General features: G+C 50.6%; 21 protein-coding genes. 11 read left to right on the top strand and 10 right to left on the bottom strand.

What is annotated here, in order from left to right:
* Positions 1 to 19: 19 nt before the first annotated feature.
* A complete protein-coding gene (locus tag EPD17_RS18010) occupies positions 20 to 649 on the top strand; it encodes a CoA transferase subunit B (protein WP_132055900.1) in 630 nt (209 codons plus the stop codon).
* Between the two features lie 634 nt (positions 650 to 1,283).
* Here the strand turns inward: EPD17_RS18010 and EPD17_RS18005 are convergent.
* The 3 genes from EPD17_RS18005 to EPD17_RS17995 are packed head-to-tail and all read right to left on the bottom strand — an operon-like array spanning position 1,284 to position 3,360.
* Positions 1,284 to 1,934: a response regulator transcription factor gene (locus tag EPD17_RS18005; RefSeq protein WP_114235504.1), complete on the bottom strand. Its 651-nt coding sequence runs from the start codon at positions 1,932 to 1,934 to the stop codon at positions 1,284 to 1,286.
* Between the two features lie 28 nt (positions 1,935 to 1,962).
* Positions 1,963 to 2,805 (bottom strand): sensor histidine kinase, encoded by an 843-nt coding sequence (locus tag EPD17_RS18000; protein WP_114235505.1) that lies wholly within the window; start codon positions 2,803 to 2,805, stop codon positions 1,963 to 1,965.
* Between the two features lie 3 nt (positions 2,806 to 2,808).
* Positions 2,809 to 3,360: a hypothetical protein gene (locus EPD17_RS17995; protein ID WP_132055899.1), complete on the bottom strand. Its 552-nt coding sequence runs from the start codon at positions 3,358 to 3,360 to the stop codon at positions 2,809 to 2,811.
* A gap of 845 nt (positions 3,361 to 4,205) precedes the next feature.
* Between EPD17_RS17995 and EPD17_RS17990 the strand changes: the two genes are divergently transcribed.
* The 4 genes from EPD17_RS17990 (at position 4,206) to EPD17_RS17975 (ending at position 7,454) form a co-directional block, all read left to right on the top strand.
* The gene (locus tag EPD17_RS17990) at positions 4,206 to 4,862 is read left to right on the top strand and encodes a response regulator transcription factor (RefSeq protein ID WP_114235507.1); all 657 of its coding nucleotides are present in this window, start codon (positions 4,206 to 4,208) and stop codon (positions 4,860 to 4,862) included.
* 99 nt (positions 4,863 to 4,961) lie between these two features.
* Positions 4,962 to 5,720 carry an SAM-dependent methyltransferase gene (locus tag EPD17_RS17985; RefSeq protein ID WP_132055898.1) on the top strand — a complete coding sequence of 253 codons (759 nt, stop codon included), beginning with the start codon at positions 4,962 to 4,964 and terminating at the stop codon, positions 5,718 to 5,720.
* A 141-nt stretch (positions 5,721 to 5,861) separates the two neighbouring features.
* The gene (locus EPD17_RS17980; RefSeq protein ID WP_114235509.1) at positions 5,862 to 6,533 is read left to right on the top strand and encodes a response regulator transcription factor; all 672 of its coding nucleotides are present in this window, start codon (positions 5,862 to 5,864) and stop codon (positions 6,531 to 6,533) included.
* 93 nt (positions 6,534 to 6,626) lie between these two features.
* A complete protein-coding gene (locus tag EPD17_RS17975) occupies positions 6,627 to 7,454 on the top strand; it encodes an aminotransferase class IV (RefSeq protein WP_132055897.1) in 828 nt (275 codons plus the stop codon).
* Positions 7,455 to 7,537: 83 nt separating this feature from the next.
* On the opposite strand, the gene EPD17_RS17970 is transcribed toward EPD17_RS17975, so the two are convergent.
* Together EPD17_RS17970 and mqnB are read right to left on the bottom strand one after the other, a co-directional pair.
* The gene (locus EPD17_RS17970) at positions 7,538 to 8,365 is read right to left on the bottom strand and encodes a 1,4-dihydroxy-6-naphthoate synthase (protein ID WP_132055896.1); all 828 of its coding nucleotides are present in this window, start codon (positions 8,363 to 8,365) and stop codon (positions 7,538 to 7,540) included.
* Positions 8,362 to 9,021 carry a futalosine hydrolase gene (gene mqnB, locus EPD17_RS17965; RefSeq protein WP_132055895.1) on the bottom strand — a complete coding sequence of 220 codons (660 nt, stop codon included), beginning with the start codon at positions 9,019 to 9,021 and terminating at the stop codon, positions 8,362 to 8,364. Before mqnB ends, EPD17_RS17970 begins: the two co-directional genes overlap by 4 nt.
* A gap of 182 nt (positions 9,022 to 9,203) precedes the next feature.
* On the opposite strand from mqnB, the gene EPD17_RS17960 reads away from it, so the two are divergent.
* The 3 genes from EPD17_RS17960 to fabD all read left to right on the top strand — a co-directional run bounded on the left by EPD17_RS17960 (position 9,204) and on the right by fabD (position 11,280).
* The gene (locus EPD17_RS17960; RefSeq protein ID WP_114235535.1) at positions 9,204 to 9,617 is read left to right on the top strand and encodes a 6-pyruvoyl trahydropterin synthase family protein; all 414 of its coding nucleotides are present in this window, start codon (positions 9,204 to 9,206) and stop codon (positions 9,615 to 9,617) included.
* A gap of 49 nt (positions 9,618 to 9,666) precedes the next feature.
* Positions 9,667 to 10,263 (top strand): GTP cyclohydrolase I FolE, encoded by a 597-nt coding sequence (gene folE / locus EPD17_RS17955; RefSeq protein WP_114235513.1) that lies wholly within the window; start codon positions 9,667 to 9,669, stop codon positions 10,261 to 10,263.
* Positions 10,264 to 10,389: 126 nt separating this feature from the next.
* Positions 10,390 to 11,280, top strand: coding sequence for an ACP S-malonyltransferase (fabD, locus tag EPD17_RS17950; protein WP_132055894.1), 891 nt, complete (start codon positions 10,390 to 10,392; stop codon positions 11,278 to 11,280).
* 56 nt (positions 11,281 to 11,336) lie between these two features.
* On the opposite strand, the gene EPD17_RS17945 is transcribed toward fabD, so the two are convergent.
* A complete protein-coding gene (locus EPD17_RS17945; protein WP_114234784.1) occupies positions 11,337 to 11,789 on the bottom strand; it encodes a GNAT family N-acetyltransferase in 453 nt (150 codons plus the stop codon).
* A gap of 158 nt (positions 11,790 to 11,947) precedes the next feature.
* A complete protein-coding gene (locus tag EPD17_RS17940) occupies positions 11,948 to 13,156 on the bottom strand; it encodes a trans-sulfuration enzyme family protein (RefSeq protein WP_132055893.1) in 1,209 nt (402 codons plus the stop codon).
* A 105-nt stretch (positions 13,157 to 13,261) separates the two neighbouring features.
* On the opposite strand from EPD17_RS17940, the gene EPD17_RS17935 reads away from it, so the two are divergent.
* The gene (locus EPD17_RS17935) at positions 13,262 to 13,765 is read left to right on the top strand and encodes a DinB family protein (protein ID WP_132055892.1); all 504 of its coding nucleotides are present in this window, start codon (positions 13,262 to 13,264) and stop codon (positions 13,763 to 13,765) included.
* 105 nt (positions 13,766 to 13,870) lie between these two features.
* Here the strand turns inward: EPD17_RS17935 and EPD17_RS17930 are convergent, their stop codons facing one another.
* The 3 genes from EPD17_RS17930 to EPD17_RS17920 form a co-directional block, all read right to left on the bottom strand.
* Positions 13,871 to 14,809: a M48 family metalloprotease gene (locus EPD17_RS17930; protein WP_132055891.1), complete on the bottom strand. Its 939-nt coding sequence runs from the start codon at positions 14,807 to 14,809 to the stop codon at positions 13,871 to 13,873.
* Positions 14,810 to 14,968: 159 nt separating this feature from the next.
* Positions 14,969 to 16,093, bottom strand: a complete 1,125-nt coding sequence (locus EPD17_RS17925) for an acyltransferase family protein (RefSeq protein WP_165929657.1) — start codon at positions 16,091 to 16,093, stop codon at positions 14,969 to 14,971.
* Between the two features lie 256 nt (positions 16,094 to 16,349).
* Positions 16,350 to 17,345, bottom strand: a complete 996-nt coding sequence (locus tag EPD17_RS17920; RefSeq protein ID WP_114234790.1) for a beta-ketoacyl-ACP synthase III — start codon at positions 17,343 to 17,345, stop codon at positions 16,350 to 16,352.
* Positions 17,346 to 17,593: 248 nt separating this feature from the next.
* Here EPD17_RS17920 and ruvA point away from each other — a divergent pair, with 248 nt between their 5' ends.
* Positions 17,594 to 18,175, top strand: coding sequence for a Holliday junction branch migration protein RuvA (gene ruvA, locus EPD17_RS17915; RefSeq protein ID WP_132055889.1), 582 nt, complete (start codon positions 17,594 to 17,596; stop codon positions 18,173 to 18,175).
* A gap of 31 nt (positions 18,176 to 18,206) precedes the next feature.
* A complete protein-coding gene (gene sov / locus EPD17_RS17910) occupies positions 18,207 to 25,391 on the top strand; it encodes a T9SS outer membrane translocon Sov/SprA (protein WP_240040665.1) in 7,185 nt (2,394 codons plus the stop codon).
* The last annotated feature ends 38 nt before the right edge of the window (positions 25,392 to 25,429 follow it).

Here is a 25,429-nt window from a genome sequence, read left to right as displayed (position 1 = left end):
ACCCTAAAATTTCCGCCTCATGGCATTAGATAAATTCGGCATTGCCCAGCGCATTGCAAAAGAATTGAAAGACGGCATGTATGTAAACCTGGGCATCGGCATTCCAACGCTGGTGGCCAATTACATTCCCGAAGGCATGTTTGTGATGCTGCAAAGCGAAAACGGTATGTTGGGCATGGGTCCTTTCCCAACCGAAGAAGCAATTGATGCCGACCTTATTAATGCCGGTAAAGAAACGGTGACGATTTTACCGGGTGGCGCTTTTTTCGATTCGGCCGAAAGCTTTGGTATGATCCGCGCAGGCAAGGTTGACCTCACCGTACTGGGTGCTATGGAGGTAAGCGAAACAGGCGACATTGCTAACTGGAAAATTCCGGGCAAAATGGTGAAGGGCATGGGTGGCGCGATGGACTTAGTTGCTTCAGCAAAAAATATTATTGTTGCCATGATGCACACCAACCCGAAAGGCGAATCGAAACTGCTGCCGCGCTGCACGCTGCCACTTACTGGTGTGGGCTGTGTGAAAAAAATTGTAACTGATCTGGCAGTGTTGGATGTAACACCTGACGGCTTCAAGCTTGTAGAAACCGCACCGGGAGTAACAGTAGAGGAAGTGCAGGCAAAAACCGCGGGGCGGTTGATTGTATAAGTCTTTTTCTGATTGTTCTTCGCGAATGTGAATGTGGAGATGCTGCGAGGATATTAAAATCAGATCACGGTGAAATTTAAAAGCAATGGCGTTGCGCAACTTCATTGCTTTTTTTATTGCGGTGTTTTGCATTTGTCATGCTGAGCACAGCGAAGCATCTGAGGTTTGAAAACGATGGTAATTAAATAAAGGGAGACTTCTTGAAGCTTCTAGGTTTGTGACGGTGCTGGCTCAGATCCTTCCTTCGTCAGGATGACAAGCAAAAGAGTGATTGGAAGTCAAAGAACGTTGCAAGCAAAAGTGCATGATTCAGCGGTGGTGTCGGACACTTATTTCAATCAGTGTCTGCCATGCCGAACTTGTTTCGGCATCCCCTTGTGCTTTATTAAACTCCGCGAGATGATCGAGATGCCGAATGGAGTTCGGCATGACAGCTAATAAGTGGAAACTGTTTACTACAGGTGCAAGGGTAAAGCGCAACAGCGATACAGAACGTACAAGTGTGCGACGCAACAGCAGCACAATAAACATTCAATTGCTGGATACATAAAAACAAAACAGCCACCCGGATATGAGTGGCTGTGCAAAAAATTATGTGATTGGTAAATGTGTGATGCTTTAATCACCGCGCCACTTAATCAACAAGATTATTCTTCACTGCAAAAAACACTAAACCTGCAGTGTTCTTGCTGCCAAAACGCACCATCAGCCGGTCTTTGATGGCTTCAACAGTGCGGGGGCTGATCTCCATTTTCTGGGCTATTTCCTGCGCGGTGTATTCCATGCAAATAAGCTTCAACACTTCCTGTTCTTTATCGCTCAGCGTAATCTCCTGGCTAAGGGAAGGTGCCGTTTTTTGTTTGGCATGTGCCCGCTTCAGCAAGATGCGGTTAACAAAGTTGTTGAGGTAATATCCTTTTTCATGCACGTCCATGATGGCCTTGCGGATTTCCTGCGGCTCAGCATTTTTCAACAGGTATCCATGAGCGCCGTTTTCCATCAGGTGGTATACAAAGCGTTCGTCTTCGTACATGCTCAAAACTATAACATGAATCTGCGGGTACTGTTTACTCAACTGCTTTGTGGTTTCAATGCCGTCTTTCACGGGCATGCGCAGGTCCATCAGCACCACGTCGGGGATCGATGCCGGCAGGTTGTTCAACAGTTCTTCGCCATTGTCGGCCTCCAGCACAAAGCGGATGTTGGTAAACGGACGCAGCGACAGCACTACGCCTTTGCGAAAAATTTTATGGTCATCGGCAATGGCAACTTTTATTACCTCCATACATCAAAATAGTGACACTAAAATATGATTAATGAACAAGGATTTCTTCGGGATCTTCCTGCGGAATAGAGATGGTTACTTTGTAATAGGTTTGTGATGGGTCCTTTTCAAAGTAAATAGATCCGTGTGCTACTTTCAGGCGGCTGCTGATGTTCTTCAAACCCAGTCCCACGGTGCTTTTATTCAATTTTTCAAAATCGGTTTGTACCAGGCCGCGACCATCGTGGTGGATGCGCAGGATAAAATTATCGCCCTGTACATTTTGCGTTAAATGAATAAAGCTGGCGTTGCTGTGTTTTAAAATATTGTTCACCAACTCCTGCACCACGCGAAACACGTTCAACTCTTTTTCGTTTTTCAGGCGGTCTTTATAATCGTGAAAACGGCTGCTGGCATTCATGGTACCCGAGCCGCCAATTTTTTGAAACAGGTCGTTCACCGCCGATTCCAATCCAAAGTTTTTAAGGGTGGGGGGCATCAGGCTGTGGCTGATGTTGCGCACCAACTGAATAGTATCATCTAGTATCTGGCGAATCTGAAAAATGGATTGGAGCTGCGTTGATTTATCCAGGTTCACTAGGTTTTCGGTAAGGTACAGGCGGGCTGTAGCCAGCAGCGGGCCGGCATCATCGTGCAGGTCGGCAGCAATGCGCTGGCGTTCTTCTTCCTGCAGGCGGATGGAGGCAGTGAGCAAAATCTTTTGTTGCTCTTCTTCCATGCGCTGCAGCTGCAGCTGGTAGCGAATTACTTTACGCTGGTGAAAAATGATGAACATGATCAACCCCACCGTAAGCACCAACATGCCGACAGTACCCAACAAAAGCGCCAGTGAAACATTAAATTGAGGGGCCGAACCTTGCAGTAAAAACATCGCTTAAGTAAGAGCTTTTATTTGGTGGATACGAGGCGGTGTTTTTTCGTTGCGGCTAAGGACAAAAACAAGTATGGCGATAGAGAACAATACATTTTTGAGAATCAGGAAGATATCGATAATGAACCAATATTCGTTTACCATTTGCTGTGGTAGCTGATTGGCAAATATGTACATAAAGAAACATCCGGACAAGTAAATCATAAACGCGATTACTACCCAAAACTGGTATTTATTATACAGGAATAACACGGATGTATTATTCATTTCCTCATACAGGTAGTAAAACGAGAAAATAAGGATAAGAATGGTTTCAACACCGATCGGAATGGAATCGATGCGGACGAATTTTGCTGTAAAAGTGTAAACCGCTAAAAATGCAATAAATAGTAACGATAAAACGAGGATCGCTTTTTTTGCATTTTTGGTCTTGATGCTGTAATAAAGAAATAGAGCAAAAAGTAAATATTCCTGTAGCGTTACGCTACTATAAAAGACATTTTTAAAGCCTTTAAAGGATAATGTCAGGCTTAAGATATCAGCTAGTCCAAACAAAAATGAATAGATTACCAGTATCCACAGGCTTTCTTCTTTTTTAGTTTTGTTGTAATAGAAGAAAAAGAAAGAAATCGGTAAAAGCCCGGTTAAAGCAGCAGTATAATATAAAAGGTTTTCTATAGTTCGGAATTTTGTCCAAATATAGAAAACCTTTACAATTTTTTTAGAGGCAGATCTTTGGCTCTAGAATAAATTAGTCCTGAGCCCACCAAGGAGTATCCTCTTGGGGAGGAAACGAGCGGAAAGTTTTTGTTTTCATAACGAAAGTTTTAAAGGTTTAAGCTGATGTAAACTTCAACCCTTTTGTTTTCTCGTTCAACAGGTCAATTTAAGCGCAAAAACTTCGTAAGCTCATCAAATGGCTGGTGGTTAACGATTTAAGCCAATTCTTTGCGTAACAGTACGGATGAAAATGAGGTAAAAGCCCTTTGAGTTGTTCGTATTTTTACTATGCTGCTTTTCCTATTTACATGCTAAAAAGAACTATTCGTTGGCCAGATTCTTCTGTTTTCAAAGAACTTCTAGCGGATGAGCCTGTTCAAATCCGGGGTGCTTCGTAATATATAATCCGTTGGTCAGCCGAACCGTGTTGTAAGATAGATGAGCCTGTTATATTTTAACCCTGGGTGTTGCAACATTATTTTTAGATGAATTGCATGGGGTGTTTCTACTGCGTACTTTTACGTTGTCTGATATCGTAGTATCACCCACATAAATATCTGTACTCATATTAGGCTGCTAAGCTGCCAAAGAGTAGTTTTACGGTGCTTAAAAAAAACTAAGTTTGCCGGGCTTTTAGCAACGCCTCAAGCTACATTCACAAACCGCACACCACCCCGTCCATGAGCAGTGAACTGATTAAAGTATCCATCGCTGACGACCATAAAATCTTCAGGGATGGATTGAAAATGGCGTTGAGGGACCGAGAATACCTGAAGATCCTTTGGGAAGCCGAAGATGGTAAAGACCTCATGCACAAGCTAAAGATCAAACAGCCCGATGTGCTCCTGATGGATATCCGGATGCCCGAAGTAGATGGGATCAACGCCATCAGCCTCATTCGCAAAGAATACGAAAACCTCAAGATCATTGTGCTGACGATGTACGATGACCAGGAACTGATCACCAAAATGATGGAGATGGGCGCCAACGCCTATCTGACCAAAACCACCGACCCCGACGAAATTTACCAGGCCATCCTCACCTGTATGAACGACGACTTTTATTTCAACGACCTGGTGAACAAAGCCGTGCTGTTGAAACTGCAGCACAAAAAGTCGGTGCGCCAATTTTATCCGAATCCAGTCAAGTTTTCGGAGAAGGAACTTAAGATCCTGAAGCATATTGCGGAAGACAAAACCACGGAAGAAATTTCGAAGGAGGTGTTCCTTAGCCCACGCACCATTGAAACCATCCGGCAGAAAATGAAGGAAAAAGTGGGCGTGAAAACCATTGCCGGGCTGGTGATGTATGCAATGCGCAATAAGCTGCTGGATTAATCAATGTTTCAGGTTCAGGGTCTAATGTTTAAAGTTTGCCGCAGTTTACAGCGGTTCAATTTTACCTGTTGTCTTGAACGTTAAACCAAATAACTGCCCATGTCGCAAGCAATATCCCAATCGCACAATACCTCGTTTTTCAACGGCATTTACCAGGAAGTATGGCGCCGGATGATCCACCCGGGCCTTACCGAAGCGGAGCTTCCTTTTCTGGAAGATGTTTGCGGGCTGCAACCCGGTCAGCGGGTGCTGGACCTGATGTGCGGCTATGGCCGCCACTCGCTTGGATTGGCACGCAGGGGATACCAGCTTACTTCCATCGACAGCTCGGAAGGCTATGTGGCCGAGGTGCAGGCAACGGCCGCAGCCGAAGCCTTGCCGCTTACCGCCCTGCACGGCGATGTTTCCACTATGACCTTTGACGGACCGTACGACGCCGCCATTTGCATGGGCAATTCTTTTACTTTTTTCAACGCGGCATCGGTGCGCAGCCTGCTGCAGCAATTATCGGTGGCGCTAAAACCCGGTGGCCGTTTTGTAATTGATACCTGGATGATCGCCGAAATTGCGTTTCGCCATTTCCAGGAGCGGGCCTGGCACCAGGTCGACGAGTTTCGCTACCTCATTGGCAGCCGCTACCTAATGCATCCATCCCGCATCGAGGCCGAACACTTGATTATTACCCCTGACGGAAAAGTGGAAACGCTTTTGGGCGTGGACTATATTTTTTCCATTGCCGAATTGGAAACTTTTCTAGCCGAAGCGGGTTTTACGCTGCAGGATGTTTTTTATACGCCGCGAAAAAGGCGTTTTCAGTTGGGCGACAATCGGGCCTATCTCGTGGCTGTAAAAAGCTGATTGGCCGGAAAAGCAGTAGCCTTACTAAGATTGTCGTGGTTGTTTTGTTTCTTTGCGTAGTTTTACCATAATTTTAAAAAACCGTTTTTCCTATAAGCCCATTTGGGCGACCAATAAACTGCTTCTTTAAAGCCTTTCCTTATGAAGAATCTTGATGATAAACCTATCCGGGTTGCCATCGCCGATGACCATCACTTATTCCGTGCCGGTGTTCGTACCTCGCTTTCCAGCCGGAAAGACATCTTAATGGTGGGTGAAGCTGAGAATGGTATGCAACTGCTGAACCTGCTCCGCCACATCAAGCCCGATGTGATCTTACTCGACATTCAAATGCCCATTATGGACGGGCTGGCTGCGCTGCCCGAAATAAAAAAGCTGCACCCCGATGTGCGGGTAATTATGCTGAGCATGATCAACGATGCTTCCATGATTACGCGGATGATGGAGGTGGGCGCCAACTCGTACCTCACCAAGGAGTCGGATTCGGAGGTGATTTACCAGGCTATCCGCACCTGCCACGAGGAAGAGTTTTTCTTCAACGACCTCACCAACAAGGCATTATTAAGCGGATTGCGCAGCAAACGCGTTGCCGAAGCTTCGGCGCCCGCCGAAGTGCACCTCACTGATAAGGAAGTAACCATCCTGAAACTGATGTGCGAAGAAAAAAGCACCAAGGAAATTGCCGACATGGTGGACCTCAGTCCCCGCACTGTAGAAGCCATCCGCGATAAGCTGAAAACAAAAACCGGCGTGAAATCGATGGCCGGCCTGGTGATGTATGCCGTAAAGGCGGGTATCGTACAGCAAGCTTAAGTGTACCTTTTTACTGAAAACCGGCATACCGCTGGTGTTCTATATATTTTTCAAAATGCCACTGTTCACCGCAGTGGCATTTACATTTGCGCCATGGGGTTTATTTGCTTCAACGGGCAGTTGTTGCCAGCGGGCCAGCCGGTTATTGCGGCCGCCAACCCGGGCTTCCGGTACGGCGAGGGGCTGTTTGAAACCATGAAAATGTTGCAGGGAAATATCCTGCTGTTCAGCCCCCATTGCCAACGCTTGCACCAAGGGATGAGCCTGCTAGGGCTGAAACCTTTGTCTACAAGTAATAATTCAATTGCAGACCAGGTAAAAATGCTGGCGCAAAAAAACGGGTGTCTGGAAATGGCCCGCATCCGCTGGACCGTGTACCGGCAGGAAGACGGCACCGCCGGCTATGTGCTGGAAGCATTTGCACTGGAAAACGAAGCATTTCGCTGGCAGGAGCGGGGCTGGCAATTAGGCTTATACGCGGAAAACACAAAAGCTACCGGTACACTAGCCAACCTGAAATCAGCCAATTACCTGGTGTATCGATTAGCAGCTGCGGCAGCCGCACAGCAAGGCGCAGATGAATGCATCGTGCTCAATGCACACGGGCATGTATGCGACGGATCGCGAACCAATATTTTTACCCTAAAAAATGGGCTGTTGCAAACGCCGCCGCTAACCAGCGGATGCGTAGCCGGAGTGATGCGCCGGCATGTGCTCCATTCTTGCAGCGCAAACAATATTCCTTTTGCTGAAAAAGATTTGTTGCCCGATGACCTTTTGGCCGCTGATGAAGTGTTCCTCACCAATGCCATCCAAGGCATCCGTTGGGTAAGCCATTATCAAGGCAAGGAGTATGGAAATGCTTTTACCAAAAGCCTGTATAAACAGCTGCTGGCGGCAGACTATCAGAAAGCTTTATAATCTGCAACTAGCCCACGAACATCGCGAATAGACGCCTTTGCTAAAACCCATTTGTAACAACAACCAAGTCAGCCACATTTCATTTACACGGCAAACAAATCTTTCGGTGTACCAATCCCTGCATTTTTACAATAAGTAGCGTACAGCTGCTCAATGGCTTTGCGGCCGGCTGCACCAAGATCAAGCGAACACTTATTTACATACAAATCAATGTGCTGGCGCATCACGGTCTTGTCCATGGCCTGCGCATGCTGTTCCACGTAAGGCGGTAATGCGGGATACTGTGCAAAAGCAGCCTCCAGGCTTTGCCGGATGAGGCGATCAACTTTTTCGTGTATCGCCACCGGCAAACTGCGCCGCGCAGCAATACAGCCCAACGGGATGGGCAGGCCCGTTTCCTTTTCCCAATATTCGCCCAGGTCAAGCACTTTGTGCAGGCCGCGTTGGGCATAGGTAAAGCGGTTTTCGTGGATGATGAGGCCCAGATCAAAGCTGCCGTTCAGCACGCTGTCTTCAATATCGGAAAACAGCACCGGGGTGCGGTTAGCGGCTTGCGGAAAAGCAAAATGAAGCAGGAAATTGGCCGTTGTGTTTTCGCCCGGTATAGCAATGCGCTGAGCGTTCACCTGCTCGGCGGACACGGGCTCTTTTGAAATCAGCAGCGGACCCACACCGTTGCCCAGCGCCGAACCTGCATTTAAAATCCGGTACTGGTCGGCCGTGCGAAAAAGGGCCGGGAAGCTCAGTTTTGAAACATCCAGTTTGCCCTCCAGCGCCCACCGGTTCAGGGTTTCCACGTCTTCCAGCACCGGCTCAAACTGCAACCCTTCGGTATCAATCTTCCCATTGACCAGCGCATCAAAAATAAACGTGTCGTTCGGGCAGGGCGAGAAGCCAAGGGTCAGTTTCATAGGTCCATTATTTTGTCGATCAAAGTATTGAGCTCGGTGTGCAGGTTTTTGATGGCTTCGGCCATTTTCCATTTGCTTTTATCGCGTTCGCCGATGGCGTTCGAAATGCTGCGCACCTGCAAAAAAGGCACTCCTTCCTGCAGGCACACATAGTGCAGTGCCGCGCCTTCCATGCTTTCGGTTTGTGCGCCCCAGTGCAGTCGGTACTGCCGGATGCGTTCGGGGTTGGTGGATATTTCGTTTACCGTAATGCCCCGTACCAACTGCAAACCCGGCAAGGCCAGCCATTTGGCGTTGGGGTTGAGTAAAAATCCTTCCGACCACGGAAAGCTGTTGGGGTCGGTCAGCCCGAGGTCGAACACGCTGCAAAAGGCCTTTTTTTCCTCCACGCCCACATCGCCAAATGTTTCGGTTTGCACCACCACGGTTTCGCCGGGCAGCAAGGTCGCATCCAGCGTGCCAGCAACGCCAGCCTGGATCACCAGGTCGGGTTTGTGGTTAACCAGTTGCCGCGTAAGGCTGTACACTGACGGGCCTATGCCCACGCCTGTGATCATGAAGCGGATGCTTTGGTGGGGCCGCAACTTGCGGTTGGCCACCGTTGCCTGCAAGGCCGCCAGTTCCATTTCGGTAGCTGCGCAAATTAAAAGCTGCATAGGCGCAAATTTAACCCATGCAACCGTAATCTGCCGTTGGCGGTTACCTTTGTGCAAGTGCTGCCGTTTTAAAAGAGAAAGGGTTTCAACAATGGCTCCGCTTGTTTGTTTAACTTGGGCAGCCGCAATTTGCAGGGCTTTTTTTACGGGCAGCAGTTACAAAAACACCAGGAACCAATTACATGAGCAAACGTGTAGCCATTTACCGAAGGGAACACTTTAATGCCGCACACCGGCTGGCCCGCCCCGACTGGAGCGATGAGCAAAACTTCCGGGTTTTTGGCAAATGCAGCCTGCCCAATTACCATGGCCACAATTACGAACTGGAAATAAAAGTAGTGGGCGAAGTGGACAGCCGCACCGGTTTTGTGATGGATATGAAAGAGCTGTCCGACCTGGTAAGCGAACAAGTGCTGGAGCGGTTCGATCATAAAAACCTGAACCTCGACACCGAGGAATTTAAAAGCCTGAATCCCACCGCCGAAAACATTGCAGTTGTGATTTACGACTTGTTGCGGCCACACCTGAAACCGGCGCTGGAACTTTTTGTGCGGCTTTACGAAACGCCGCGGAACTTTGTCGAATATCCTGCCTGAGCAATATTTTTAGCAGCATGCCTGCTGTTTTTTTATAACAACAAATACAATGGCTTACAATAAACTGGAAACTTATAAAGAAGACGTTACGGACGGTTTGGTAAAAAACTACCGCGAGGTATTGCAACTGATTGGCGAAGATCCCGAGCGGGAAGGATTGGTAAAAACACCGGAACGCATGGCCAAGGCATGGCAGTTTATGACGCAGGGTTACCACCAGGATGCGGTGGCTATTTTAAACTCTGCCAAGTTTCATGAAAACGTAAGTGAAATGATCCTGGTGAAAGACATCGAATTGTACTCAATGTGCGAACACCACCTGCTGCCGTTTTATGGCAAAGCGCATATTGCATACATCCCCAATGGCTACATCACCGGCCTGAGCAAACTGGCCCGCGTGGTGGATGTTTTTTCGCGCCGCCTGCAGGTGCAAGAGCGGCTCACCACGCAGATTTTGGAAGCGGTAAAAGAAGCGCTGAACCCCTTGGGTGTGGCGGTGGTTATTGAAGCCAAACACCTGTGTATGATGGTGCGGGGCGTGCAAAAGCAAAATTCGGTGACCACCACATCGGCGTTCGATGGGCAGTTTCAAAGCACTTCGACCCGGATGGAATTTTTAAAACTGATTTCAGCTGATTTGAGCTAGGCGGTTCGGGCTTACTGGTCAGGCCACTGGCAAGTGCGCTTACCAGCAGGAGTCGCCCACAAGTGGCCAGACCAGTAAGCCCCAGTAACCGCAGTTTTCCTGTATTTTCGCGGCAAATTTTTCTTGATGAAGCATGCATTCGTTTTCCCGGGACAGGGAGCACAGTTTCCGGGAATGGGCAAGCATTTTTACGAAAACAGTTCTTTTTCCAAAAAAATTATTGAGCAGGCAAATGAGATATTGGGTTTTCGTATCTCCGACGTGATGTTTGAAGGCTCGGAAGAAGACCTGAAGCAGACCCGCATTACCCAACCTGCTATATTCCTGCATTCCATCATTGCTTTTAAAAGCATCGACATGGGCCGCCCCGATATGGTGGCAGGTCATTCCCTTGGCGAGTTTTCGGCCTTGGTGGCCAACGGCACCCTCAGCTTTGAAGATGGATTGAAACTGGTATCGCTGCGGGCACAAGCCATGCAACAGGCTTGCGAACAGCAGCCTTCAACAATGGCTGCGGTACTGGGCTTGGCCGATGAAAAAGTAGAAGAAATTTGCGCACAAGTGGCGCAGCAAACCGGCGAAGTAGTAGTGCCGGCCAACTATAATTGCCCCGGCCAGCTCGTTATTTCCGGAAGCGTTAAAGGCATTGAAGAAGCCTGTGTGCAACTGAAAGCAGCTGGCGCCAAACGTGCCCTGGTACTGCCCGTAGGTGGTGCTTTTCATTCGCCGCTGATGGAGCCGGCCCGCCAGCAATTGCAGGCGGCAATCGAATCCACCAATTTTCACCAGCCATCTTGTGCAGTGTATCAAAACGTGGTGGCCAAAGGTGTAGTAAACCGCGAAGAGATCAAGCAAAACCTGATCGATCAGCTGACCGGCGCAGTGCGCTGGACGCAATGTGTGCAAGCCATGATCGGTGATGGTGCTTCGCGTTTTACCGAAGTTGGCCCCGGCAAAGTGTTGCAGGGACTGGTGCAAAAAATAAACAAAGAAGTAACTACCGAAGGGGTAGGATAAAACTTTTGTTACACGATAAATAAGAACGCCGGATGCAACTGCACCCGGCGTTCTTATTATGCCACCGACACGGCGCAATTAACCCATTCGCCGTCGAACACTGCATTGTATTTTTTATAAAAATTAATGGCCGGTTCGTTCCACTCCAGTACCTGCCACTGCACACCATTGAGGTTGCGGTCTTTTGCTTCGGCAAGTATGCGATCAAACAGCAGTTTGCCCAAGCCTTTGCCACGCATTTCATCCCGCACATAAAAATCCTCGAGGTACAGGCGTTGTCCACGCCAGGTGCTGTAGCGAATGTAATACAGCGCAAAGCCCTGGATGGTTCCGTCCACTTCGGCCACAAACGCCCACCACACGGGGTTTTCGCCAAAACCACTTTGCACAAAATGATCGAGTGTTACGGTTACTTCGTTGGGTGCTTTTTCATAAACAGCCAGTTCACGAACCAGCTCCATGATGCGAATGCAATCTTCTTTTACGGCACGGCGTATATTGATGTTCATCTGTTGTGTGTAATGTAAAATGTAGGATGTATGTAAACGATCTCTGATGTTCGATCTCTGATGTCTGATGTAGGAAATGAACGTTGAATTTTGGCATTGAAAAGAGTGCAAATCGGTGATTTAAAAAATCAGCGATCCATAAATCAGCCATCAGCCATTTACGCCAGCGCCTGGTCCAGATCAGCAATAATGTCTTCAATGTTTTCAATGCCCACGTTCATGCGGATCAGGCCATCTGTAATGCCGTATTGCTCCCGCTGTTCCCGCGACACACCATAGTGCGTCATCGATGCTGGGTGGCAGAGTAGTGTATCGCAAGTACCCAGCGAAACAGCCCGCAGGCACATTTGCAACTTGTTCATGGTTTGCACGCCGGCATCAAACCCGCCTTTCAATTCAAATGAAAGCAGGCCACCGGCACGGCGCATTTGTTTTTGCGCAATGGCAAAATCGGGATGCGATGCAAGGCCAGTATGATTAACGCGACCCACTTTCGGATGACTTTCAAGATACTCGGCCACGGCCTGCGCATTGCTGCAATGCCGGTCCATGCGTACTTCCAAAGTCTTTAAACCATTGGTTAATAAAAAAGCATCAAATGGGTTGGCATTGCCGCCCAGCAGGCGATGCGTTTTGGTAACTACTGTGTTCATTTGCTCCACATCGCGGCCCAGCAAAATGCCACCAATGGCAGTGCCGTGGCCATTCAGGAATTTGGTGGTGGAGTGCACAATAAAATCAGCACCAAAGCGAAACGGCTGTTGCAGGTAAGGTGTAGCAAACGTGTTATCACAAGCCGTTAGTTTACCATACTGCTTGGCCAGGCCAATCAGGGCTTCCAGGTCCACGCACTGCAACGTAGGGTTGGCAGGCGTTTCCAGGTAAATCATCTTGATGGCCGCGTCCCCTTTCAACACGTCTTCGGCAGCCTGCAGGTTGTGCAGGTCCATAATGATGGGTGTGATGTTCAGATCGGTGAGCACCTTATGAATCAGTTCTTCGGTGCCCCCGTACAGCGAGTAATGCGTCAAAATTTTATCACCGGGTTTCAGCACTGCCAGCATCAGGGATGCAATAGCCGCCATGCCCGAAGCGTGCAACAATCCTTTTGCTTCCATGTTCAGCCCAAAGGTTTCCATGGCGGCGATCTTTTGCTCTGCCTCGGTAAAGCTTGGGTTGCCCCACCTCGAATAAATATACCCGGGCTCCTCGCCGCTAAAACGGCGCATGCCTTGTTCCGCCGTATCAAACAGGTAGGTGCTGGTGGCGTAAATAGGCGTGAGGTGCGCATGACGCGGGTCTTTTTCATGGCCTGCATGCACGGCCGCGGAGCCAAATCCGGTGGGTTTGAAATGATGATTGGACATGGTTTGTATTTATATGTACAGGTGTTTTCTGCGAAGGCATCAAAAGTATTGACTATGTGGTAAAAATCAGGGCCGCATTTTAAATTATTCATTTCATTTGCTGCTATGAAAGAATCGCTGTTGCAATTTGCCGCCTACAATATGTGGGCAAACGGGCAACTGCTGGATGTGGTGGCCAGCCTGCCGCAGGAACAACAGGTGCAGCCCGTGCCTTCTTCTTTTCCATCGTTGCACCAAACGGTGCTGCATATGCTCGATGCGTCAAGCGTGTGGTGGCAGCGACTGAAATTGCAGGAGCGGGTCATCTGGCCGGGCCAGAATTTTAAAGGTTCAACCAAAGATGCGGTGCAGCAGGTAACAGCGTTGGACCGCCAATGGCACCAATGGGTGGGTGCAGCAACGGAACACACATTGCAACATGTTTTTTTATACGCCAACAGCAAACGCGAACAGTTTAAGCAACCAACATTTCAAATGCTGCTGCACCTTTTTAACCACAACACGTACCACCGTGGCCAACTGGTAACCATGATGCGGCAGCTGGGCATCACTAAAATTCCGCAAACCGATTTTATTGTGTGGAGCAGGAAAGCGCAGCACAATAAATAGCAGTAGTTATAGGAAAGTGGTGTTGCAACAAAAATGCCCTGCATGAAGCGGGGCATTTTTGTCTTTCAAAGTGTTGGGGATAATAAGGTGTATGTTCCAATCCATTTATCCGTTGTAAGCACTCATCTGGCCCACCTGCCGTCCCTGGCGGGTAACAATGGCGCCCCTGCTGTTCACCAGCAGTTGGGTGTTTTGCTCATCGTAGATCACGTAGGGATATTGGCTGCTATTGAGCCGCGCCACTTTACCTATGGTGCGTACCTGCTGGTTTTGCACTTGCACCAACTGGTAGCTGTTGGTTACAAAATACTGCGCATAAGGATTGGCGTTAAACCGAACCTTACCGATCACACTGGCCATGCTGCGTGCAGGCGTGGTGCTGCGGGTTTGGGGCCGGTACACCGGTTGGGTACGCACCGTGGGTTGTTGCACCTGCGGCTGCGGACGGCCAACTGCCACGTCGTTCATTCTTTCGCCGCCGCCATTGCGCCAGCCGCGTTCAATATAAGCCAGGCGGTCGTACTGGGCCGGGTGGGTACGGCTGGCCGTTTGCGATGCAAGCAGCTTCATGGCAGCCTGCGCATCCTGCAGCGAAGCACCCATTTTGCGCAGCACAAAGCCCGAAAATTCATCGGCTTCCAATTCCACGGTTGGCTGGCTGCCCTGGCCGCTTACGGTATGTCCATTCAGGTGGTGACCAATTTCGTGGGCCAGCACCGATATGGCTGCCCATTTGTTGCCGGTGCGTTGCACCAGTGCGTCAATAAAGCGCGGGTTGAACAACACGTAACGTTTGCCGCCGTAGGTTACGGCTGCGGCATTGTCCACGCTGTTGGACGCCATGATCTCAAAATTGGGCTTGAGGCCAACCACGTTGATGATGTCCTGGGCATATTGCTGCGCCTCCGATGATGAAGCGAAATTTTGTTGTGTTGCAGGGCTCCAGGAAGCCGGTGCATCGTGCCGCCCGATGCGGATGGTGATCTGCGCAAAAGACGCTGTTACCATCATCAGGGAAAGCACAAAAAGTAATGGTTTTTTCATGGTGATGTGCGGTTTTTGTTTGTGCCGCACATAAAGCCAAAAAGGTGCCGGATGGTGTTAATGGCGGGGCATAACGGGTTAATTAACAAGCCGTTTCTTAACCAACGTTAATGGATTGAGCGGCGTGTTTTTAAGTGTACAAATGCCTTTTCTTTTGTGTTATGCAACAGCATGCGGCAGCGGTGCCGGTTTTACCTGCGGTGCTTTTTTCAATTGCAAAAACGGCCGCTCCACCAGGTGCCAGCTAAGCCATGCAAAAACAAGCGTTAACGCCAGCGACAGGATGAAAAATAAATTGAAATGAAGCGCTTGGTCGAAGTAAAACAGCACCAGTTTCTGTACCGGCCAGGCATACAAATATGTGCCGTAAGAAAGATCGCCGCGGCGGGCAAAATGCGGATACAAAATGGTGGGATGAAAAGCAATATAGAACAGGAGATAAGTGCCGGCAAAAGGAAACACAATATTGAAACCGCCAAACCTAGCCGTGATCGCAATAAGCAAGATTGCTGCAATGGCCAACCATTTACTCCGCACCAACGATTCGCGTTTTAAGTAACAAAATGCACCGGCCATGAAGTAAACCAGGAAAGTGGGCAGGTAACCGGGAAAATTAATAAGGTGCGTATCTACATAATGGTAGTACGCCAGTTGCGGCAACTGAAGCAACAGCATTGTGCCAAATGCAAGGACAAATGCAACGGGCAACAGGTATTTTTTCCGAAACAACCCTATGGCTGCCAGCAGCGGCACCGCCAGGTAACATAGTACCTCGTGTTGAATGGTCCACAGCGAACCGTTGGGCACGCCGGGCACCGGAAGCGTATTGAACGCAAAAGAAATTTCGGGCATTTGCAAGGTCACTAATTCAACCGCAAACCTGGGCAACGGCAAACTGGAGAAATAGTCTTTACTCGGTTCGGCAGCAAAGGCTGCATCGGTAGTGCCCAGCGGACCAGCAATAAACACACTGGCCAACACGGCCACCACAAAGCCCGGCACAATGCGCAACAGCCTTTTATTGAAGTAACCCGCTCTGGACTTGCTGTTTTGAAAACTGCGTACAATTAAAAACCCGCTAATGATAAAAAAGCAATACACCGACAGGGTGCCGAGTTCGGTTTGCCCGCCGGAAAAAAGCTTTACCGGCTCCCTATCCATGGTGCCAAAAAAGATGATGTAGCAGTGGCTGTATAAAACAAAAATGGCCAGCAATTGGCGCAACAGGTCCAGGTTATTTTGCTTTAGGTTGGCGGGTATCAACAGTTTGCTTCCGGTGGTCATCGTCGCGGCAAACATAGTTATATATGCTATGCTGCAATGTATTTTCTATATGTTATTTAGGTAAATAAATATGCAAACCTGCCCGGTAGCCGAAATGTGGCCGCACAAAAATGCCCCCGGTTGCGGGGGCATTTTTACAATGTATTTGCCGAAAGGCTTATAGAGAAACCAAGGAAATATTTGAGCATCGAATACAGTAACGCATCAAACCGTGCCCTTCCTGTCTCCGTGGTTCAAATTGCAACTAAAGGCTCAATCAATACTCCCATTTCACCAAGGTAGCACCCCAAGTAAATCCGCCGCCAAACGCAGCCAGCACAATCAGGTCGCCTTTGTTCAGTTGCTGGCGCCACTCCCACAGGCACAGCGGAATAGTAGCCGCCGTGGTATTGCCATACTTGCTGATGTTGAGCATTACTTTTTCGGAGCTGATGCCCATGCGGTTGGCAGTGGCATCAATAATGCGTTTGTTGGCCTGGTGCGGCACCAGCCACGCAATATCGTCGCCGGTAAGCTTGTTGCGTTCCAGCAATTCGGCACTTACATCGGCCATGCCTTTTACCGCTGCTTTAAACACCGGCTGTCCGTCCTGGAAAATAAAATGCTCTTTGTTGGCCACGGTTTCTGCCGAAGCGGGCTTCAGCGATCCGCCAGCTTTCATGTGCAGGTATTCAACGCCGCTGCCATCGCTTTTCAGGATGGAATCCAGCACGCCAAAACCATCGGTATTGGGCTCGAGCAACACGGCGCCGGCGCCATCGCCAAACAGGATGCAGGTGGTGCGGTCGGTATAATCTACAATGGCGCTCATTTTATCGGCACCCACCACTACCACTTTTTTGTAGCGGCGGCTTTCAATAAGCGATGCGCCTACGGTAAGGCTGTATAAAAACCCGGAGCAGGCGGCTTCCACGTCAAAGCCCCAGGCGTTTTTGGCGCCTATTTTAGCCGAAATAATATTGGCCGTGGCGGGGAACACCATGTCGGGGGTAACGGTGGCGCAAATGATACAATCAATTTCTTCCGGCGAAATGCCACGCTTTTCGCAGAGCTGCAAAATGGCCGGTGCCGCCAGGTCGGAAGTGCCCAGGCCTTCGCCTTTAAGGATGCGGCGCTCTTCCACGCCGGTGCGGGTTTTAATCCATTCGTCGTTGGTTTCCACCATCGTTTCCAGCTCGGCGTTGGTAAGCCGGTACTCGGGCACATAACCACCCACGGCGGTAATGGCTGCAGTTATTTTTTTCTCGATCATTGCTTGCCTTTTAAATAAAGTGGGCAAAGCTAAGGGATAGTTGACAGATGACAGTTGGGAGTTGGTAGTTGACAGTTGACAGTTGATTGTTAGGTTTTTGAAAATGGCGGGAAGCCGGCCCCTTTTCTAAAACAAGCCCTGCGGCATTCGCCGACCATCTTTCCATTTCGGTCTATCATCTTTCACCCATCATCTATCAGCTTGCTACAGTCAACCGCCAACTCCAAGCCGTCAACTATCTTCGCGGCATGATCGCATACCTCAAGGGCAAGTTTGCCCACAAAACACCAGCATCCGTTATCATCGACGTAAATGGTGTTGGCTACGATGTGCACATCAGCCTCAATACCTACTCCAAGATCCAAAGCCGCGAAGAAGGCACCCTGTTTACCCACCTGCTGGTACGGGAAGATGCCCATATCCTCTATGGTTTTTACGACGTCATCGAACGGGACATGTTCCTGCAGCTCATTGGCGTGTCGGGCATTGGTGCCAGTACAGCCCGCGTAATGCTTTCGTACATGAAACCCGAAGAACTGAGTGCTGCCATTGTACAGGGCAACAGCCGCAGCCTGGAGGCCATCAAAGGCATTGGTAAAAAAACAGCCGAAAGGGTAGTGGTAGAACTTCGCGACCGCCTGGCTAAACAACCCCTCGATGCAAATATTTCGCTGCCCCAAGGCAATACCTTGCAGGCCGATGCGTTAAATGCCCTGATAGCGCTGGGCATCAACCGTCAGGCGGCCGAAGGTGCTTTGAAAAAAGCCACCCAACAGCACCCCGATCTGCCGGTAGAAGAACTGATCAAAAGCGCTTTGAAGTTTCTCTGAAACACTGATATCCTTTTAGAAACCACCATAGTTGAGAAAATTAGACTTGGCACACCATTCTACCTCTTTGTTGCGGATGTTGGTAGCGTTCCTGCTATTGACCACTTCAGCCCTGCCACTGCATGCCGGTATACCTGCGTCTAGCCTGGGCTGGTTACAGGACACCACCGCACCACGCACCCAAGACACTGCACGATACCCGCTCCGCGACCGCCGCGGCGATCCGTACACTTACCCATTGCGTAACCCTTTCGAGCTTTCCGATACTTCTTTTGTCAAACGCCGCGTGGAGTTCGACCCCGTTACCAAACAATATTACATTGTTGAAAAACTGGGCAGCCGCAACTACCGTACACCCATGACTTTTTCGATGAAAGAGTTTGTGGAGCTGCAAGGCCGCAAAGATGAGCAGGAATATTTTCGGCAGCGCTCTGCACTGCTCACCAACCTGAACCGCCGCAACGACAAGCCGGTTTTCGGCTTTTCAAAAGATTGGGTAAACCGCATTACCGGCAACGGCAAAGTGGAGATTCGCCCATCGGGTTATGTGGACCTGGGTATTGGCTACCAGGGGCAAAATATTAAAAACCCAACGCTGCCCGAACGGGCCCGCAAATTTGGCGGACTCGATTTCCCGATGAATGCGCAGCTACAGGTTGACGCCATTATTGGCGATAAAATACGCCTACCGATCAACTACAACACGCTGGCGAATTTTGATTTCGAAAACCAGCTCAAACTCGATTACAACGGCAAGGATGATGAAGTGCTGAAACAGTTCCAAGCCGGTAACGTTTCTTTTTCTTCCAAAGGTTCACTCATTCCCGGCGCACAGGCGCTTTTTGGTGTAAAAACGCAGTTGCAGTTTGGTAAATTATACCTTACCGGCGTGTTGGCCAACCAACGTTCGCAGCGGCAAACGCTGGCGCTGCAGGGTGGTACGGCTGCGCAAACATTTAGCGTAAAAGCCGACGAATACGAAGAAAACCGTCACTTTCTTTTTTCGCAATATTTCCGCAGCAATTTTAACCAGGCCATGCGCCGCCTGCCCGTGGTTACCTCCAACGTGCAGATACTGCGTGTGGAAGTGTGGGTAACCAACCGCACCGGCGCCACCACCAACACCCGCGATGTGGTGTCGTTTATGGACCTGGGCGAAAGCAACCCATATAACCAGCGGTGGGGCAGCTCGCAAACGCCTTACCCTGATAACGGTTCGAACAGTTTGTACAATACCCTGCGCAACACGCCGGGTGCCCGCAACTCTACACAGGTGCAGGGCGTGCTTACCGGTTTGGGCCTGGAGCCGGTGCAGGAATTTGAAAAAACATTTGCCCGCAAACTGCAGCCCACCGATTATTACTTCAACCCGCAGATTGGTTTTATTTCTTTAAACCAGCCGCTGCAACCCGACGAAGTGTTGGGTGTTGCATTTCAATATACCTATAACGGCCGTGTGTTTCAGGTGGGTGAATTTTCGCAGGATGTGCCGCCCGACAGCACCGGCAACAGCCAGAATGTGCTGTTCCTGAAACTGCTAAAAGCTACCTCGCAACGCCCCAACCTGCCCCTGTGGGACCTGATGATGAAAAACGTCTACAGTGTGGGCTTTGGCCAGCTGGAGCGGCAGGATTTCCAGTTGAACATTTTATACGAAGAACCCAGCAAAGGCGAAAAGCGCTACCTGCCCGAAGACGTGGTGCGCCCAGAACTGCGCGGACAGCCGTTGCTGCAACAAGTAAACCTGGACAGGCTGAACAACCAGAACGACCCGCAGCCCGATGGCGTGTTCGACTTTATTGAAGGCTTTACCGTTATTTCCTCACAAAGCCGCATTGTGTTCCCGGTGCTCGAGCCTTTCGGCCGCGACCTGGATACCGTATTTATATCAGACGAAGCGCGGCGCAAAACCTTGTTTTACCCGCTGTACGATACCATCAAAGCCATTGCACAGACCTATGCCAACCTGAACCGGTTTGAGTTGCAGGGCCGCTCTAAATCGGCTGGCGCCAACTCCGAATATCAACTGGGTTTCAACATTCCCCGCGGATCGGTTTCGGTAATGGCCGGCGGACAAGTGTTGCAGGAAAATATTGACTACGAGATCAACTACGACCTCGGCACACTGCGCATCATCAATCCCGCCATCCTCAGTTCCGGTGTGCCGGTGCAGGTGCAGTACGAAAACCAGGCAAATTTTGGTTTTCAAACCCGCAACTACACTGCCTTCCGCGCCGATTATTTATGGAATAAAAACCTGACGGTGGGCGCCACCATGGTGCGCCTGGGCGAACGGCCGTTTTTTACCAAACAATCTTACGGCGACGATCCCATCCGCAACACCATGTACGGGTTCGATTTTGACTACCGCAACGAAATTCCACGCCTCACCAAGTGGCTCGATAAATTGCCTTTTTATACTACCCGCGCCACCTCCAGCATCACTGCTTACGGCGAGGCAGCCATGCTGCAACCTGGCCATGCCCCGCAAATTGGCAAGGGCAACCAGGGCGTGGTATATATAGATGATTTTGAGGGCACCCGGTCTTCCATCGACCTGCGTTTTCCGCTGGTGAGCTGGACGCTATCATCGGTGCCCCGTGGCGCAAAAGACCGCAACGGGCAGGAGCTGTTCCCCGAAGCCAATTTGAGCAACAGCCTGGAAACCGGTTTCAACCGGGCACGCCTGGCCTGGTACAACATCGAGCCCCGCCTGCAGGAGCGCCGCGATGCCAACAACCCGATCAAGGATGCCAGGGAGTTGTCGAAGCCGCAAACCCGCCAGGTGTTTCAACGGGAAATTTTCCCTAACCGCACCAACGACGTGGGCCAGGCCCTGCTCAATACTTTTGACCTGGCTTATTACCCCACCGAGAAAGGGCCGTACAACTACCTGGCCGACCGCAGCCGCATTGATGGCCGCGGCCGCCTGCTGAACCCCAAGAAAGCTTGGGGCGGCATCATGCGCAATATTGACCAAACCGATTTTGAAACCAGCAACATCGAGTTCATCGAGTTTTGGGTGCAGGATCCGTTTATTGGTAAACCTGGCAGCCAGGGCGGTGAGCTGTATTTTAACCTCGGTAACATTGCCGAAGACGTGTTGAAAGACGGCAAGCGCATGTACGAAAACGGCCTGCCGGCGCCCAGTTCCAGCGCACTGCCCGTGGACCCAACCATTTGGGGTGTGGTGCCGCGCAATCCTATCCAGGTAACCAATGCTTTTAGCAACGACCCGGCCGACCGGCCTTACCAGGATGTCGGCTTCGACGGCCTGACCGACTCGGCCGAGGTGCGCCATTTTGCGCCTTACCTCGAGCAGGTGCGTTCGGTGTTTGGTGCCAACTCCGAGTTTTACCAAAACGCATTGAACGATCCGTCGGGTGATAACTTCCGCGGTTACCGCGACCCGCTGTACGACAAAACATCTTCGGGTATACTGGAGCGTTATAAAGCGATCAACAACCCGCATGGCAACTCGCCGGTGGCCAACAACTCCGACCAGTTTACCAATGCATTTACCCTGTACCCCGACCAGGAAGAACTGAACCGCGACAACACGCTGAACGAAACAGAAGAATATTTTCAATACCGCGTGGAATTGAAGCCGGATATGGATGCCCGCACCAACCGGTTTATTACCGATAAACGCGTGGTAACGGTGGACCTTGCCGACGGCACCCGCCGCGACGAAGCCTGGTACCTGTTCCGCATCCCGGTAAAAGATTACGACGTTAAAGTGGGCAATATCCCCGACTTTAAATCCATTCGTTTTATCCGGATGTTCCTCACCAATTTTGAAGACACGGCGGTGTTGCGTTTTGGTAAACTGGAACTGATCCGCAACCAATGGCGGAAGTTTACCTACGAAACCGATACTTCGGGCAACTACGTGCCGTTGCCTCAAAACGACCCGGTTACCACCGATATCCTGGCCGTGAACCTGGAAGAAAACGACCAGCGCCAGCCCATTAAATATGCACAGCCGCCGGGCATCGAACGCCAGCAGCAGATCTCGAACAACAACGTACAGCTGTTGCTCAATGAGCAGTCGCTGAGCCTGAAGGTATGCGACCTGCCGCAGCAGCAAGCCCGCGGTGTATTTAAAACCATGAACCTCGACATGCGCCAGTACGGCCGCCTGCAGATGTTTGTGCACGCCGAATCGGTAAACAACCCCAATGATGTGCGGAACGGCGACCTCTATGCCGTGATGCGGATTGGTAACGACTTTGTTTCGAACTACTACGAAATAAAAGTGCCCCTTGAAATGACCCAGTGGGGTGCAATGGATTCGCTGGCCATTTGGCCCGCCGCCAATAATATTGATTTTGACCTGGACCTGCTGACGCAGTTGAAGCTGCGCCGCAACTCGGGTGGCGGTTCGCCTTCGGCTTATTACAGCGAGGAAATTGAAGGCAAGCAGTTTGCTATTTTGGGCAACCCCAACTTGGGCGAAGTGCGGGGCATGTTGCTGGCCGTACAAAACCGCCGCAGCACCAATGTGTGTACCGAAGTATGGTTCAACGAGCTGCGCCTGGGCCGCCTCGATGAGAAAGGCGGTTATGCTGCTGTTGGCCGAGTGGACCTGCGCCTGGCCGATTTGGGTAATATCTCGTTTACAGGTAGCCGCCGTAGCCGTGGTTTTGGTGCGCTGGAGCAGCGGGTAAACGAACGCAGCCGCGAAGACTTTTCGCAGTTTGATGTAAGTGCCAGCCTCGACTTGGGCAAACTGCTGCCGAAAGAAGCAGCCATCCAGGTGCCGGTGTATGCAGGTGTTTCAAAAACCACCAGCACGCCGGAGTACGATCCGTACGACCTGGACATTAAACTGGACGATAAGCTGAATGCTGCCGCATCGGGCAAGGACCGCGATTCAATTCGCCGCGATGCAGTGGACGAGCTGACCATTAAAACGGTAACATTTACCAATGTAAAAAAGAACAAAACCAACGGCAAGCCATCGCAGCCCTGGGATATTTCCAATATCGACCTGAATTACTCGATGACGCACCAGCAGCGCACCAACCCGATCATTGAATCGGAAGAGTTGCGCCGCACCAGGGCCGCCATTGGTTACAATTATGCACCGCAGCCCCGGTTTGTGGAACCGTTTAAGGGTTTGATCAAATCGCCATCGCCATGGCTGTCGCTGGTGCGTGATTTTAATTTTAACTACAAGCCTTCCATGTTCTCTTTCAAGGCCGACCTGTTCCGGCAGTTTGGCGCCTTCAGGGCACGCAATGTGGGTGGCGGTCCGTATAAAATACCAGAGACCTACGACAAGTATTTTTATTTCGACCGGTATTTTACCATGCGTTGGGACCTGACCCGTTCCTTGACGCTGGACCTGAACGCCATCAACAATGCGCGGGTGGATGAGCCATTTGGCCGCATCGACACCAAGGGCGAGAAAGATTCGGTGCGGGAAAATGTGCTGAAAGGTGGCCGCACCACGCGGTACCACCACGACATTACCCTTGCGTATAATTTGCCTACGGCAAAATTGCCGCTGTTGGATTGGACTACCGTGCGGCTCAACTACACTGCCCGCTACGATTGGGTGGCTGCATCCTTGCTGGCCCGCGAACTGGGCAACACGCTGCTGAACGGCCAAACCCGCAACGTAACCGGCGAGTTTAATTTTGACCAACTGTATAATAAGTGGGGCCTGCTGCGGGCTGCCAACACGCCAGCGCAGCCAGCACCGCAAGGCCAGCAACCGGCCACAGCGCAGCGCGACTCCAGCGGTAAAAAAGTAAAAGTGCCCGGTGCGCCGCCGCAACTGGGTGCGGTACCAAAAGCACTGCTGCAACTGGCCACATCGCTGAAACGTGTGGGTGTGCAATACACCGAAGACCTGGGTACGCTGCTGCCCGGCTACCTCGACAGCACACAGGTGCTGGGCATGAACCTGCGCAGCCAGAACCCGAACTGGAAATACATTCTGGGTTACCAGCCCGATACCAGCGACATCAACAGCATGGGTGCTCAAGGCCTGCTAACCCGAAGTGCCCTGTTCAATGCCATGATACAACAGCGGTATAGCCAAAAGCTGAACATCACGGCTCAATTGAGCCCCATCCGCGACCTGACCATTGACCTGAACCTGGACAAGACCTTTGAAAAGCAGTATTCGGAATTGTATAAAGACACCAGCGGCACATCGGGGCTGAACCGGTTCAACCCCTACGCCACCGGCTCTTTCTCGATCTCTTATATTTCTTATCAAACCCTGTTCACGCCTTTCGACCCGAATGAAGTGTCGGCTACGTTCCGCCAGTTTGAAGCCAACCGTACTTTGCTGTCGCAACGACTGGGCAAGGAAAATGGGTATGCGCCGGACGATCCCAACAGCGAGGGTTTTGTTGAAGGCTATGGCCGCTATGCGCAGGATGTGCTCATCCCTTCGTTCCTGGCGGCATACACCAAGAAAGACCCGGCTAGTGTAAAGCTCGTACGGAATGATAACCCGAACTTGCGGGCCAACCCGTTCTCACGCCTGGTGCCGCGGCCCAACTGGAACCTGAGCTACAACGGCCTTTCGAGGATCCCGGGGCTTGATAAGATCTTTACAAACTTCACCATCCGGCACGGGTACAGCAGCACGCTGGGTATGAATTCGTTCAACACGGCGCTCCTGTTCCAGGATCCCCTACGGGTGGGCATGCCTTATTTCCGCGATACTTTGACCGGCAACTACATTCCGTATTTCCTGGTGCCTAACATAACTATATCGGAGCAGTTTGCACCGCTCATTGAAGTGGATATGACGTTTACCAACCAGCTGAGCACCCGCTTTGAATACCGCAAAAGCCGGCAACTGAGCCTGAGCCTGGTGGACTACCAGCTGGCTGAAAACCGCAGCACCGAATACACGCTGGGCCTCAACTGGCGCCGCCGCGGTGTACCGTTTTTGCAAAACATCAAGCTGGGAAAAAAGGAGCGTACGCTGAACAACGACGTTACCTTCCGCTTCGACTTTAGCTTGCGCGATGACGCCACGGCCAACAGCAAACTTGACCAGAATACCGCCTTTGGCACCGCCGGGCAAAAAGTAATTCGCCTGGCGCCATCCATAGATTATGTGATCAACAACCGCATCAACTTCCGCCTGTTCTTTGAGCAGAACCGCAGCATTCCGAAGATTGCCACCTCGGCACCCATTACCACTACAAGGGCCGGTGCGCAGGTGCGGATTTCGCTGGCGCAGTAGCGAAGATGATCGTTGGTAGATGATAGATGATAGTAAAA

This window comes from Pseudocnuella soli (assembly GCF_004347775.1).
Taxonomy (GTDB): Bacteria; Bacteroidota; Bacteroidia; order Chitinophagales; family Chitinophagaceae; genus Flavisolibacter; species Flavisolibacter aquaticus.
This window is presented reverse-complemented; position numbering and strand designations above follow the sequence as displayed.

Excerpts from the sequence above, each read along its gene's own strand:
- EPD17_RS18010 (WP_132055900.1), top strand. The coding sequence starts at position 20 with ATGGCATTAGATAAATTCGGCATTGCCCAGCGCATTGCAAAAGAATTG.
- EPD17_RS18005 (WP_114235504.1), bottom strand. The coding sequence starts at position 1,934 with ATGGAGGTAATAAAAGTTGCCATTGCCGATGACCATAAAATTTTTCGC.
- EPD17_RS18000 (WP_114235505.1), bottom strand. The coding sequence starts at position 2,805 with ATGTTTTTACTGCAAGGTTCGGCCCCTCAATTTAATGTTTCACTGGCG.
- EPD17_RS17990 (WP_114235507.1), top strand. The coding sequence starts at position 4,206 with ATGAGCAGTGAACTGATTAAAGTATCCATCGCTGACGACCATAAAATC.
- EPD17_RS17985 (WP_132055898.1), top strand. The coding sequence starts at position 4,962 with ATGTCGCAAGCAATATCCCAATCGCACAATACCTCGTTTTTCAACGGC.
- EPD17_RS17980 (WP_114235509.1), top strand. The coding sequence starts at position 5,862 with ATGAAGAATCTTGATGATAAACCTATCCGGGTTGCCATCGCCGATGAC.
- EPD17_RS17975 (WP_132055897.1), top strand. The coding sequence starts at position 6,627 with ATGGGGTTTATTTGCTTCAACGGGCAGTTGTTGCCAGCGGGCCAGCCG.
- EPD17_RS17970 (WP_132055896.1), bottom strand. The coding sequence starts at position 8,365 with ATGAAACTGACCCTTGGCTTCTCGCCCTGCCCGAACGACACGTTTATT.
- mqnB (WP_132055895.1), bottom strand. The coding sequence starts at position 9,021 with ATGCAGCTTTTAATTTGCGCAGCTACCGAAATGGAACTGGCGGCCTTG.
- EPD17_RS17960 (WP_114235535.1), top strand. The coding sequence starts at position 9,204 with ATGAGCAAACGTGTAGCCATTTACCGAAGGGAACACTTTAATGCCGCA.
- folE (WP_114235513.1), top strand. The coding sequence starts at position 9,667 with ATGGCTTACAATAAACTGGAAACTTATAAAGAAGACGTTACGGACGGT.
- fabD (WP_132055894.1), top strand. The coding sequence starts at position 10,390 with ATGAAGCATGCATTCGTTTTCCCGGGACAGGGAGCACAGTTTCCGGGA.
- EPD17_RS17945 (WP_114234784.1), bottom strand. The coding sequence starts at position 11,789 with ATGAACATCAATATACGCCGTGCCGTAAAAGAAGATTGCATTCGCATC.
- EPD17_RS17940 (WP_132055893.1), bottom strand. The coding sequence starts at position 13,156 with ATGTCCAATCATCATTTCAAACCCACCGGATTTGGCTCCGCGGCCGTG.
- EPD17_RS17935 (WP_132055892.1), top strand. The coding sequence starts at position 13,262 with ATGAAAGAATCGCTGTTGCAATTTGCCGCCTACAATATGTGGGCAAAC.
- EPD17_RS17930 (WP_132055891.1), bottom strand. The coding sequence starts at position 14,809 with ATGAAAAAACCATTACTTTTTGTGCTTTCCCTGATGATGGTAACAGCG.
- EPD17_RS17925 (WP_165929657.1), bottom strand. The coding sequence starts at position 16,093 with ATGACCACCGGAAGCAAACTGTTGATACCCGCCAACCTAAAGCAAAAT.
- EPD17_RS17920 (WP_114234790.1), bottom strand. The coding sequence starts at position 17,345 with ATGATCGAGAAAAAAATAACTGCAGCCATTACCGCCGTGGGTGGTTAT.
- ruvA (WP_132055889.1), top strand. The coding sequence starts at position 17,594 with ATGATCGCATACCTCAAGGGCAAGTTTGCCCACAAAACACCAGCATCC.